9 protein-coding genes and 5 tRNA genes are annotated in these 13,272 nt (G+C 44.6%); 7 read left to right on the top strand and 7 right to left on the bottom strand.

The annotated features are described in order from the left end of the window. Window positions 1-574: 574 nt before the first annotated feature. Window positions 575-1,300: an HAD family hydrolase gene (locus R8269_RS17005; RefSeq protein ID WP_005379107.1), complete on the top strand. Its 726-nt coding sequence runs from the start codon at window positions 575-577 to the stop codon at window positions 1,298-1,300. A gap of 195 nt (window positions 1,301-1,495) precedes the next feature. Here the strand turns inward: R8269_RS17005 and R8269_RS17000 are convergent. From R8269_RS17000 to R8269_RS16980, 5 genes are all read right to left on the bottom strand, one after another. Next, window positions 1,496-1,572 (bottom strand) — tRNA-Pro (locus R8269_RS17000). A gap of 64 nt (window positions 1,573-1,636) precedes the next feature. Beyond that, a tRNA-His gene (locus R8269_RS16995) sits at window positions 1,637-1,712 on the bottom strand. 48 nt (window positions 1,713-1,760) lie between these two features. After that, window positions 1,761-1,837: transfer RNA gene (locus R8269_RS16990), tRNA-Pro, on the bottom strand. Between the two features lie 69 nt (window positions 1,838-1,906). Further along, window positions 1,907-1,982 (bottom strand) — tRNA-His (locus R8269_RS16985). A 33-nt stretch (window positions 1,983-2,015) separates the two neighbouring features. Further along, window positions 2,016-2,092: transfer RNA gene (locus R8269_RS16980), tRNA-Arg, on the bottom strand. Window positions 2,093-2,427: 335 nt separating this feature from the next. Here R8269_RS16980 and R8269_RS16975 point away from each other — a divergent pair. Further along, window positions 2,428-2,841, top strand: coding sequence for a c-type cytochrome (locus R8269_RS16975; RefSeq protein WP_005384252.1), 414 nt, complete (start codon window positions 2,428-2,430; stop codon window positions 2,839-2,841). Window positions 2,842-2,914: 73 nt separating this feature from the next. On the opposite strand, the gene rep is transcribed toward R8269_RS16975, so the two are convergent. Next, complete coding sequence (rep, locus tag R8269_RS16970; protein WP_005379104.1) at window positions 2,915-4,930, bottom strand: DNA helicase Rep; 2,016 nt, start codon at window positions 4,928-4,930, stop codon at window positions 2,915-2,917. A gap of 170 nt (window positions 4,931-5,100) precedes the next feature. Between rep and R8269_RS16965 the strand changes: the two genes are divergently transcribed. From R8269_RS16965 to ubiK, 4 genes are all read left to right on the top strand, one after another. Beyond that, window positions 5,101-5,682, top strand: coding sequence for a TetR/AcrR family transcriptional regulator (locus R8269_RS16965; RefSeq protein WP_005384254.1), 582 nt, complete (start codon window positions 5,101-5,103; stop codon window positions 5,680-5,682). An 18-nt stretch (window positions 5,683-5,700) separates the two neighbouring features. Beyond that, window positions 5,701-6,807, top strand: coding sequence for a multidrug efflux RND transporter periplasmic adaptor subunit VmeC (gene vmeC, locus R8269_RS16960; RefSeq protein ID WP_005379101.1), 1,107 nt, complete (start codon window positions 5,701-5,703; stop codon window positions 6,805-6,807). Between the two features lie 12 nt (window positions 6,808-6,819). Beyond that, the gene (vmeD, locus tag R8269_RS16955; protein WP_005379100.1) at window positions 6,820-9,942 is read left to right on the top strand and encodes a multidrug efflux RND transporter permease subunit VmeD; all 3,123 of its coding nucleotides are present in this window, start codon (window positions 6,820-6,822) and stop codon (window positions 9,940-9,942) included. A 131-nt stretch (window positions 9,943-10,073) separates the two neighbouring features. Beyond that, on the top strand, window positions 10,074-10,325 hold the full coding sequence (ubiK, locus tag R8269_RS16950) for a ubiquinone biosynthesis accessory factor UbiK (RefSeq protein ID WP_005379099.1): 252 nt from the start codon (window positions 10,074-10,076) through the stop codon (window positions 10,323-10,325). A 266-nt stretch (window positions 10,326-10,591) separates the two neighbouring features. Here ubiK and ilvC read toward each other — a convergent pair whose 3' ends face one another. Then, a complete protein-coding gene (ilvC, locus tag R8269_RS16945; protein ID WP_005379098.1) occupies window positions 10,592-12,076 on the bottom strand; it encodes a ketol-acid reductoisomerase in 1,485 nt (494 codons plus the stop codon). Window positions 12,077-12,219: 143 nt separating this feature from the next. On the opposite strand from ilvC, the gene ilvY reads away from it, so the two are divergent. Further along, entirely contained in the window at window positions 12,220-13,110 is an 891-nt protein-coding gene (gene ilvY, locus R8269_RS16940; protein ID WP_005379097.1) for an HTH-type transcriptional activator IlvY, read from the top strand. The last annotated feature ends 162 nt before the right edge of the window (window positions 13,111-13,272 follow it).

Here is a 13,272-nt window from a genome sequence, read left to right as displayed (position 1 = left end):
ATACTCTGAAATCTTAATGCGGAAATAATTTGGCAAAAATCACACAAAAAAGCAACAATTAAAGTATATTCCGCCGAAAAAACATTAAATAAACGCACAATTAGCGAATAAAAATGCATTAACAAGTATTTAACCATTTTCATATCACACTATTTTTGTGCGTCATGCACCAATAAAACTAGAAAAATGCTCTAAAAGTAAACATGAGCTAAACAAGATCATTAACCATATTATTCATGTGTATTTATTAACATTTAACAAACAATATCATATGCAAAAAGTGTTTTTTCAACATAAAAAACTATTAATAAAATAGTCGGCAAATACAAAAAGCCAAACTTAGGAAGAGAAAGGATAGGTCAAAACGTGAACAAAACAGCAAAACCACACAAATCCTGCTCCAACGCAGAATATGCGCCACTTAAGCGGTTTATTGACTAAGCAAAGGAAAGTACCGCTATCCTCATTCGTACGTCATAAGAAAACTCGCCGGTTTTAACCCTTTACGACACAATTGAGAGTGGGATAATAGATGAACAGTGTCAAAGCCAAGCCGTAAATAAAAGGAGCCCCTGTGCTTAAAGCGATTTTTTTTGATATGGACGAGACTTTATGTGCAACGTCACAAGCCGATAAAGTTGCAGGACAAGCGTTTACAACTTGGATTCATAAGACCTATCCACAAGTTACCGAGCCAAAAGCGTTTTTGCAGCGCTACTTGCAGGGTGTATACAAAAAGCTGAATGCTGAGTTCCCTCACCTTGTGGCTCTGCTACCCGATGAAAATGCCTTCCGTTGTGGCCTGATCCAAAACATCTTGGCGGAGCAAGGCGTCAGCATCACTGCAAAAGAGGCTCAACAAGCTCAAGACTACTTTGACTCTGCACGTATGGGCGCGTTCACCTTCTTCCCTGGTGTAAAAGAAATGCTCAGCGACCTTCGTCAACATTACAAACTCGTCGTGATCACTAACGGTCCGATTTTTTCTCAACACCCTAAATTAAACGCGACACAAATGAGCAACTGGGTGGACCATATTATTGTGGGAGGAGAAGAGCCAGAAGAGAAACCTGCTACAAGTATTTTCCAAAAAGCGCTCGACTTGGTCGAAGTAAAACCAGAAGAGGCTCTACACGTGGGCGACTCTTTACCTGCTGACATTGCTGGCGCTAACAATATGGGTATTTTGAGTGTGTGGGTGAATGCGACAGGCGCAAGTAACTCAACGGATATAACGCCAAGTTTTGAAATCCAAGAAACGGTAGAACTGAAAGAAATCCTTAAAACACTCGCCCAATAAAAGCAGCGGATTAGAAAACTACAAAACCCCAGACACTGCTCTGGGGTTTATTTTGTCAGCTCGAAAAGCATTTGGATCATAGGTGGTCAAAAGCCCCTAGAGCTGTACACTTTTGGGGAAAATTGAAATGGAATGCCGATTCTTTTCAGGAGAGATGCAAAAAAGCCCCAGTCTTTCGACTGAGGCTTTAAATAGTGGTCGGTGAAGAGGGATTCGAACCCCCGACCCTCTGGTCCCAAACCAGATGCGCTACCAAGCTGCGCTATTCACCGAACTGTATTTGCTGATTTTCTCAAATCAGACAGGACACTTCAACTAAGAAGTCACCTTAATTAATGGGGTGGCTAACGAGATTCGAACTCGCGACCACCGGAATCACAATCCAGGGCTCTACCAACTGAGCTATAGCCACCATCAATTTTTGCTGTTTACCGCTCTATTAGAGCCATAAACTAAATAGTGGTCGGTGAAGAGGGATTCGAACCCCCGACCCTCTGGTCCCAAACCAGATGCGCTACCAAGCTGCGCTATTCACCGACGATGTTTTATCTTGATTGAATCAAGATTGGGAGCAATGCTACCGCATTCAATCTAAAAAAGAAAGAATGGGGTGGCTAACGAGACTTGAACTCGCGACAACCGGAATCACAATCCGGGGCTCTACCAACTGAGCTATAGCCACCACTGATTTTTACCGATGTATCCTCCGAGGCAATGGTACGCCCGAAAGGATTCGAACCTTCGACCTTTGGCTCCGGAGGCCAACGCTCTATCCAACTGAGCTACGGGCGCATGCCCTATCGGCGGAGTGGAATAATACGGATATCACACTATGCCGTCTAGTACTTTTTTTACTTTTTTTATCGTTTGGTCTCTTTTTCGACAGTTATCTTCCGTTAAAGTGGATTTTTGATGTGATTCACGCCCTGTCATGGATAACTTGTTGTTTATTGCAACAAGTTATCGGGATATAATCACCCATTATTTACATTGATTTAACAGCTGCAACCAAGTTGTCTAATCATTCTATGCCATTCAGTGGAATTTAATGATTTCTCTGCTCGGCATTAATACTCTAACTATATAAATAGGTAAGTCACTTACCTCGGGAATGTGAAGTGGGTTTAATGGATATGTCTCGACAAATGATTAGCGTTTTGTTCGCTGCCTTAACGTTTTCTACGGCAGCTTTAGCTTCTGACATCAGCCAAACTGAATACGATGCGATCGCAGAACGCATCCAACCTGTCGGTGATGTTTATCTAGCAGGTTCTGAGCCAGTGAAAGAAGAACCAACCGGTCCACGTGATGGCGCCACAGTTTATGGTACTTTTTGTATTGCTTGTCACGCATCTGGTGTAAACGGCGCACCTAAAACAGGTAATGCCGATGATTGGGCACCGCGTATTGCACAAGGCAAAGATACGTTAGTGAAGCACGCATTAGAAGGCTTCAATGCGATGCCAGCCAAAGGAACCTGTATGGACTGTTCTGACGATGAAATCATCGCAGCAATTGACCACATGATTGAAGGTCTATAAGTAAAGACATCAACGAAAAAGGCTTGCCAGTTGGCAAGCCTTTTTGTTTTTAATCAGTGAGAACAAGGTTACTTTACTTCTTAAACATTGCTCGAATATTGGCAATGTGTGCTTGACCTTTCGCCATACGCTCTTCTGCTGATACTGGCTTTTTGTTTACTTCCCATTCAACGTCATCAAATGGTAACTCATCCAAAAAGCGGCTTTGAGTCGGTTTGATCAACTCGCCGAACTGTCGACGCTCTTTGCACATAGTGAAAGTCAGTTCACGTTGCGCGCGAGTAATACCAACGTACATCAGGCGACGTTCTTCTTCCACGTTATCTTCATCAATACTGGTTTGGTGCGGTAAAATACCTTCTTCGGACCCAATTAAGTATACATATGGGAACTCAAGGCCTTTTGAGGCGTGCAAGGTCATCAGTTGTACTGCATCACTGTCTTCATCTTCTTCACCGCGCTCCATCATGTCACGCAAGGTCAAACGTTGAACGACTTCTTTTAACGTTTTCTCTTCTTGATCGTAGTTGTCACCCTCTAGGTCCGCCACTATCCATGAATAAAGGTCAGAAACGTTCTTCATTCGCATTTCAGCGGCTTTTGGACTTGCTGAAGTTTCGTATAGCCAATCTTCATAATGGATATCACGAACTAGCGAACGAACCGCTTCGACGGTATCACCACGCTCAGCTTGATCAGCAATCGCCACTAGCCATTGGGTGAAACGACGCAAGTTTTCTAGACCACGTCCCGTTAGGTGCTGTTCGAGCCCCATTTCAAAGCTCGATTCAAACAGGCTCTTCCCTCGCATATTGGCATAACTGCCTAACTTCTCTAACGTTACTGGGCCAATTTCACGTCGTGGAGTATTCACAATGCGCAAAAATGCATTGTCGTCATCCGGATTAACCAAAACGCGCAAATACGCCATGATGTCTTTAATCTCTGCGCGCGCAAAAAACGAGGTGCCGCCAGAAATTTTATACGGTACGCGGTTTTGCATCAGAGACTTTTCAATCAAACGTGATTGGTGGTTACCACGATATAGAATCGCATAATCTTTATATTCGGTACGGTTTAGGAACTTATGCGCAATTAGTTCACCCGTTACTCGCTCCGCTTCGTGCTCTTCATTTTTAGCCAACAACACTTTGAGTTTTTCACCGTCAGGAATTTCAGAGAACAAGGACTTCTCATAGACGTGAGGGTTGTTAGCTATCAAAATGTTGGCCGCACGCAGGATTCGACTCGTTGAACGGTAGTTTTGCTCTAGCTTAATCAAACGCAAATTCGGATAATCTTCACCCAGCAACACGAGGTTCTGAGGTTTCGCACCACGCCATGAATAAATAGACTGATCGTCATCCCCTACAACAGTCAATCGCCCACGTTCTCCGACAATTAATTTGACCAGCTCATACTGACTCGTGTTGGTATCTTGATACTCGTCAACCAGTAGGTAACGGATACGATTCTGCCAACGCTGACGAACATCTTCATGATTACGTAAGAGTAAAACGGGCATCAAAATTAGGTCATCAAAATCGAGCGCGTTATAGGCTTTCATTTGCTTTTGGTACATATCAAAACAGAACGCAAACAATTGTTGCTGTTCACCTTGCGCACGCGCTTTGGCTTGCTCTGGCGTCAACATGTCGTTTTTCCAGTTGGAAATACAACTCAGAAGCTGACGTAGCAGATCTTTATCACCATCAAGCTGCTTTTCGGTAAGTTCTTTGAGCAGCGCTAGCTGGTCTTGGTCATCAAACAGTGAGAAGCCCGCTTTCAACCCTAAATGCTTGTACTCACGCTTGATGATGTTCAATCCTAAAGTGTGGAATGTTGATACCATCAAACCTTTAGACTCACCTTTCCCTAACGTTTGACCTACACGCTCCTTCATTTCACGTGCTGCTTTGTTGGTAAACGTCACCGCCGCAATGTTACGCGCTTTGTAACCACATTGCTGAACCAGATAAGCGATTTTATTGGTAATAACACGAGTTTTGCCCGAGCCAGCACCAGCTAGCACTAGGCATGGACCAGACACGTATTTCACGGCTTCATCTTGACTAGGGTTCAGCTTCATAGAAATTCTCTGCGGGTGATGAATGTGGCGCCTATGATAAAGGGGTGGCCTCGTGAAAGCTATGCTGATTTCTTGTAATTTTCACACCAATTAAGTGCAATATTCTGTTGCATAAATGGCGGGTATTTAAGCTATAATGAATGAACGTTCATTCACTAAAGGGTGACATTATGAAGGATAACCCTGCTGTAGATAAACGAGAACAAATCTTAGTCGCTGCTGAACAACTCATTGCTGAATCTGGCTTTCAAGGGCTTTCCATGCAAAAGCTCGCCAATGAGGCAGGTGTCGCAGCAGGGACGATTTACCGTTATTTCTCAGATAAAGAACATCTTTTAGAGGAACTACGCCTTAACGTTGCTAAGCGTGTTGCTACTGCGGTGCAACTAGGTGTTAGTGAAGAGATGCCTTTAAAACAGCGTTATCGAACCATGTGGCTCAATATTTGGAATCTAGCGAGCTCGAACTTAAGTGCGATCAGCAACCGGGTCCAATATGAATCTTTACCCTGTTCAAATAGTAGCAAAGCTCGGGAACTTGAGAGACAAATGTTTGCCCAAGTAGATCTTCTTTTTAATCAGGGTAAAGACGAGGGAGTATTCAAGCTTCTCGATAACGAAGTACTTTCTGGATTAAGTTTTGAGGCAAGTGTTGCACTTGCTCGGAAACACGCTTTGGGATTTTATCAACTGGATAAGACGGCATTAGAGGCCGCTATTGAAGCCAGTTGGGATGCAATTATTAAACACTAACTTGGAGTTCTTAATAGAATGAAAAAGTGGACTTTCTTTATGTTACTTATCGCCGTTCTCTTGTTCGGCAGCGTGATAGGTTTCAATTTATTTAAGCAACAAAAGATCGCTGAATACATGGCAAACCGTCCTGAACCTGAGTTCCCAGTAACCGTGACAGAAGTGCAAGCGGTGGATTGGGTACCAGTCATCGAAGCAATTGGTTTTATCGAGCCAAACCAAGGCGTGACGGTAGCAAATGAGACCAGCGGTGTTATCGATAAAATCGCGTTTGATTCCGGTACTCAAGTTAAATCGGGTCAGCCATTAGTGTTGCTTGATTCTGAAGTCGAAAAAGCAAATTTGAAGAGCTCGCAAGCTAAGTTGCCAGCGGCAGAAGCGAAATACAAACGCTACCAAGGGCTATTCAAAAAAGGCTCTATTTCTAAAGAAGCGTATGACGAAGCAGAAGCAAACTACTTCTCCTTAAAAGCGGATATTGAAAGCCTGAAAGCGACCATCGACCGACGCGAAATCAAAGCGCCATTTGATGGTGTGGTAGGTATTCGTAACGTGTACCTCGGTCAGTACCTACAGGCGGGCACCGACATTGTTCGCCTTGAAGATACCAGCGTGATGCGCTTGCGCTTCACCGTGCCACAAACCGATATTTCACGTATCAATATCGATCAAGAAGTGGATATCTTTGTTGACGCTTATCCAGACCAACCTTTCAAAGGGTCTATTTCTGCGATTGAACCAGCTGTAAACGTACAAAGTGGTTTGATTCAAGTTCAAGCGGATATCCCTAACAGTGACGGCAAACTGCGTAGTGGTATGTTCGCGCGTGCAAACATCATTCTGCCTAAATTAGAAAATCAGGTCACTCTACCTCAAACCGCGATCACATTTACGCTGTATGGCGACAATGTTTACATCGTAACAGAAGAAGATGGCGAAAAACGCGTTAAGCAGCATGTGGTAAAAGTTGGCGAACGCTCTAAAGATATCGCACACATTCTAGAAGGCGTGAAGCCAGGTGATGTAGTGGTGACATCGGGTCAAGTCCGTTTGAGTAACCATGCGAAAGTAAGCATTGTCGAAAGCGATGCAACTACCCCACCTGCTGAAACACCAATGCTTTAAGTTGGAGGCATCATGCGCTTTACAGATGTTTTTATAAAACGTCCAGTTTTAGCGGTATCGATCAGCTTTTTGATTGCATTGCTTGGTTTGCAAGCGGTGTTCAAAATGCAGGTTCGTGAATACCCTGAAATGACGAATACGGTGGTCACCGTGACCACCAGTTACTACGGTGCAAGTGCCAACTTGATCCAAGGCTTTATTACTCAGCCATTGGAGCAAGCGGTAGCGCAAGCCGATAATATTGATTACATGACTTCGCAATCGGTACTGGGTAAATCGACCATTACTGTCAACATGAAGTTGAATACTGACCCAAATGCGGCGTTGTCTGACATTCTGGCGAAAACCAACTCGGTACGTTCACAGCTACCAAAAGAAGCCGAAGACCCAACCGTAACCATGTCGACAGGTTCGACAACGGCGGTACTGTACATCGGCTTTACGAGTGACGAGTTATCTTCAAGCCAGATCACTGACTACCTTGAGCGTGTAATCAACCCGCAGTTGTTCACCGTAAACGGTGTGTCCAAAGTTGACCTGTATGGTGGTATGAAGTACGCACTGCGCGTATGGCTAGATCCTGCCAAAATGGGCGCTTTGAAGTTGACCGCAACCGATGTGATGAGCGTTCTTAACGCCAACAACTACCAATCTGCAACCGGTCAAGCGACGGGTGAGTTCGTGCTTTATAACGGTAGCGCAGATACTCAGGTATCAAACGTTGCTGAACTTGAAGCATTGGTCGTGAAAACTGGTGAAGGGGATGTCATCCGCCTAGGTGATATCGCTAAAGTAACGCTAGAGAAGAGTCACGACGTTTATCGCGCAAGTGCAAACGGTCAAGAAGCTGTGGTTGCAGCGATCAACGCAGCGCCAAGTGCTAACCCAATCAACATTGCAGCAGACGTACTTGAACTGTTGCCTCAGCTTGAGCGCAACCTACCAAGTAACATCAAAATGAACGTAATGTACGACTCAACTATCGCCATCAACGAATCGATTCACGAAGTAGTGAAAACGATTCTTGAAGCAGCAGTAATCGTACTTGTGGTTATCACACTGTTCCTGGGCTCATTCCGCGCGGTAATCATTCCTATCGTGACCATTCCACTTTCATTGATTGGTGTGGCAATGGTGATGCAGGCAATGGGGTTCTCTTGGAACTTGATGACGCTACTGGCGATGGTGCTTGCCATCGGTCTGGTGGTGGATGACGCGATCGTTGTACTAGAAAACGTTGACCGTCACATCAAAGAAGGGGAATCGCCATTCCGAGCTGCAATTATTGGTACGCGTGAAATTGCGGTTCCAGTTATCGCGATGACATTGACGCTAGGTGCAGTGTACGCGCCGATCGCATTGATGGGTGGTATCACCGGTTCATTGTTCAAAGAGTTCGCTTTGACACTGGCAGGTTCAGTATTCGTATCCGGCATCATCGCTTTGACACTATCACCAATGATGTGTTCGAAGATGCTGAAGGCGAACGAGAAGCCAAGCAAGTTTGAGCAAAAAGTTCACCATATCCTTGATGGCATGACCACTCGTTACGAAGGCATGTTGAAAGCGGTAATGGCTCATCGTCCGGTTGTTATTGCGTTTGCAATCATTGTATTTGCAAGCTTACCGGTCTTGTTCAAGTTTATTCCTAGCGAACTAGCACCATCTGAAGATAAAGGTGTGGTCATGCTGATGGGTACTGCCCCATCAAACGCGAACTTGGACTATATCCAAAATACCATGGATGACGTAAACCAAATACTCTCAGATCAACCGGAGGTGGAATACGCACAGGTCTTTAATGGTGTACCAAACTCAAACCAAGCGTTTGGCCTAGCAACATTGAAGCCTTGGAGTGAACGAGAGGCAAGCCAATCTGAAATCACGAAACGTGTGGGTGGCCTAGTATCAAGTGTGCCTGGTATGTCTGTCACTGCATTCCAAATGCCAGAGCTTCCAGGTGCAGGCTCAGGTCTACCTGTTCAGTTTGTAATTACAACACCAAATAGCTTCGAGAGCTTGTTTACTATCGCTAGCGATATTCTAACCGATGTTGCAAGTAGCCCAATGTTTGTCTATTCCGACCTGGATTTGAACTACGATTCAGCAACGATGAAGATCAAGATCGATAAAGACAAAGCGGGTGCCTACGGTGTGACTATGCAAGACATTGGCATCACTCTCAGCACCATGATGGCAGATGGTTATGTAAACCGAATCGACCTGAATGGTCGCTCGTATGAGGTGATACCTCAAGTTGAGCGTAAATGGCGTCTAAACCCAGAATCGATGAAGAACTACTATGTACGCTCTGTGGATGGTAAAGCGGTTCCATTAGGCAGTCTGATTACTATCGATGTGGTGGCTGAGCCTCGCTCTTTGCCACACTTCAACCAGCTAAACTCAGCGACTGTGGGTGCAGTACCATCACCTAGTGTTGCTATGGGTGACGCAATCGACTGGTTTGAAAATATTGCACAAACCAAACTGCCTGCAGGATATAACCACGATTACATGGGCGAATCTCGTCAGTTTGTAACGGAAGGTAGTGCCTTGTATGCAACCTTCGGTCTTGCACTTGCGATCATCTTCCTCGTTCTGGCGATTCAATTTGAATCACTCCGCGATCCTATTGTCATCATGGTATCTGTACCTCTGGCAATATGTGGTGCCTTGATCGCATTGGCCTGGGGTACGGCCTCGATGAACATCTACTCGCAGGTTGGTTTGATAACGCTGGTCGGCCTAATAACCAAGCACGGTATCTTGATCTGTGAAGTCGCCAAAGAAGAGCAGTTACATAATAAACTGTCTCGTATTGATGCGGTGATGGAAGCTGCGAAAGTGCGTCTTCGCCCTATCCTAATGACCACTGCAGCGATGATCGCAGGTCTGATCCCGCTGATGTACGCAACAGGTGCAGGTGCCGCGCAACGTTTCAGTATCGGTATCGTCATCGTTGCTGGCCTTGCAATCGGTACACTGTTCACACTATTCGTACTACCTGTGATTTACAGCTACCTAGCTGAAAAACACAAACCTCTGCCAGTATTTGTTGAAGACAAAGACTTGGAGAAGTTAGCGCGAGTTGACGAAGCGAAAGCAGCTCATCGTGAATTAGCGGATAACAGATAAGCTATTAAGGCATTCAAAAAGGTCACTTCGGTGGCCTTTTTTATTGCCGCTCTCTTTTTTGCCATCTAAGTGGCGACTTTCACGTATCATTTACTTAAAATGAGGACAAATCAAAAGGAGTTTTAGCCACTATGTTTGACCCAAAGAAATTAGAGCAAATTGCTAAACAGATTCACGACTCAATGCCTCAACCTGTAAAAGAATTGGGCTCTGATGTCGATCAGAAAGTTCGTCAAGTAATCCAAGGCCAGCTAAACAAGCTAGATGTTGTAAGTCGCGAAGAGTTTGATGTTCAAACTCAAGTTTTACTACGTACACGTCAAAAGCTAACAGAAATGGAACAGAAGTTGGCGCAACTTGAAGAAAAGCTTGCTGAAAAATAAGTATCAAAGCGCTCCTCACAAAGGAGCGTTTTTCTTATCGGCGCGCAGATAAATCGGCTAAAAACAAAAAGGCTTGGTCAACGGCGACCAAGCCTTTTGATTAGATGTTGTGTTTTATTTTGTATTTATCACTCCAGTCTGCCTGGAGTTTATCTACTGCGTTACTTGAGACTAAGTAAATTACGCTGTATTAAGGTTTCATTTCTAGGAGAAGGCGCGGACTTTACGATAGTAAACGAGCACCTTCGACACCGAAATGGAGTCATTTAGCCGCCCACCGCGATACGCTTCATATCAGTCATGTAACCACGTAGCTCTTCACCGATGTACTCTACAGGGTGGTTACGGATTGTTTCATTCACAGCGATAAGAGTCGCGTTATCCACTTGGTTAGACGTTTCACCTAAACCTTTACCAATTACGTCAGTATTTACGGCTGGCATAAACTTCTCACGTAGAAGCGGCGTTGCTACGTTAGCGAACAGGTAGTTACCGTATTCCGCAGTGTCTGAGATAACCACGTTCATCTCGTATAAACGCTTACGTGCGATAGTGTTTGCGATAAGTGGCAGCTCGTGTAGAGACTCGTAGTAAGCAGACTCATCGATGATGCCAGATGCCGTCATCGCTTCGAATGCTAGCTCAACACCCGCACGAACCATAGCAACCATCAAGATACCGTTATCGAAGTACTCTTGCTCAGAGATTTCTACGTCAGTTTCTGGGTAGTTTTCGAAAGCAGTTTCACCTGTTTCTGCACGCCAGCCTAGTAGATTTGCATCGTCGTTTGCCCAGTCAGCCATCATAGTGCTAGAGAAGTGACCGGTGATGATGTCATCCATGTGCTTGTTGTATAGCGGACGCATCAGTTCTTTTAGCTCTTCAGAAAGCTCAAATGCTTTCACTTTTGCAGGGTTAGTTAGGCGATCCATCATGTGAGTGATACCACCAAACTTCAGTGCTTCAGTGATGGTTTCCCAACCGTATTGAAGAAGCTTACCAGCGTAGCCAGGATCGATACCATCAGCAATCATCTTCTCGTAACATACGATAGAGCCAGCCTGTAGCATGCCACAAAGGATAGTTTGCTCACCCATTAGGTCAGATTTCACCTCAGCAACAAAAGAAGACTCTAGACAGCCTGCACGGTGACCACCTGTTGCTGCAGCCCAAGCTTTCGCGATATCCCAACCTTCACCTTTTGGGTCGTTCTCTGGGTGAACAGCGATAAGAGTCGGTACACCGAAACCGCGCTTGTATTCTTCACGAACTTCCGTACCTGGACATTTAGGTGCAACCATTACTACCGTTAGGTCTTTACGGATTTGCATGCCTTCTTCAACAACGTTGAAACCGTGAGAGTAACCTAGTGCTGCGCCTTCTTTCATTAACGGCATTACCGTCTCAACAACGTTTGTGTGCTGCTTATCTGGAGTAAGGTTTACTACTAGATCAGCTTGTGGAATTAGCGTTTCGTAGCTACCTACCTCAAAACCGTTGTCTTTTGCGTTTTTGAATGACTGGCGTTGCTCATCAATCGCGGCTTGGCGAAGCGCATAAGCAACGTCTAGACCAGAGTCGCGCATGTTCAGACCTTGGTTAAGACCTTGAGCACCACAACCTACAATGACTACTTTCTTACCTTTCAGATAATCCGCTTCTGAAGCGAACTCACTGCGGTCCATAAAACGACAACGACCTAATTGGTCCAACTGCTCGCGCAAGTTTAGGGTATTGAAATAATTAGCCATCTGGGTGCTCCTTTGAGATTCTTCCATTGAGGTCAGTAATTGCCTTACCGAATAACTTCATACTAAAACAGACATGAGATTGCTTAAAGTGATATATTCACAATTAGTTATTGCAATTTATGCAACATGGAAATGAAAATTTAATGAATATCAAAAGCCTGCAACTTTTCATTCATCTCTGTGAGAGTAAAAGTTTCGCCAAGACCGCAGCGGCAATGCATATTAGCCCTTCAGCCTTAAGCCGACAGATACAAAAATTAGAGGAGGAAACCAGCCAACAATTGTTTTTACGCGACAACCGTAGCGTTGATTTAACTATCCAAGGTAAAAAGCTAGTCCCAGTTGCCTTAAAGATTCTTGGCGAATGGCAGCAGTATCAGAGTCACCTGAAGGGAACCGAGGATGAATTGAAAGGAGAAATCCGTCTCTTTTGTTCTGTTACTGCAAGCTACAGCCATCTTCCGGAGCTAATCTCTGACTTTCGTATTCAGAACCCTTTCATTGAGTTCAAACTATCAACCGGCGATCCAGCTCAAGCGATCGACAAAATACTAGCAGATGAAGCCGATATTGCCATATCAGCCAAGTCAGAACAGATGCCAAATAAAATCGCATTTGAAACGATCAGTGAAATCCCACTTTCTGTCATCGTACCTGTTGGGGTTAGTGCGTTTGCTGAAGAGCTACAAAAAGAAAAACCAGACTGGTCGGTCATTCCATTCATACTCCCAGAAGCAGGAACGGCAAGGGACAGGGCCAATACTTGGCTCAAACAAATGAAAATAAAGCCAAAGATCTACGCACAAACCTCCGGACATGAAGCCATCGTAAGTATGGTTGCATTGGGGTGTGGAGTAGGTATCGCACCTGATGTTGTAATCAACAACAGTCCGGTAAGAGAAAAGATAAATCGTTTAAAAGTCTTACCAATTAAACCTTTTAAACTTGGTGTTTGCTGCAACAAAACTCAGCTGGAGAATCCGCTTGTTAAAGCCTTTTGGAAGGTTGCAGAGAGCAAGTATATCGCACCTTAGATGAACACTTTTTAGGTATAAAGTGGGCTAATTTTAAAACTCTATAGATGCAAAAAAGCCCGCTCTTTCGAGCGGGCTTCTTAAATTTAAAGCCTGGCGATGTCCTACTCTCACATGGGGAAGCCCCACACTACCATCGGCGCTATTTCGTTTCACTTCTGA

Source organism: Vibrio sp. Vb0667 (assembly GCF_033391095.1).
This window is presented reverse-complemented; position numbering and strand designations above follow the sequence as displayed.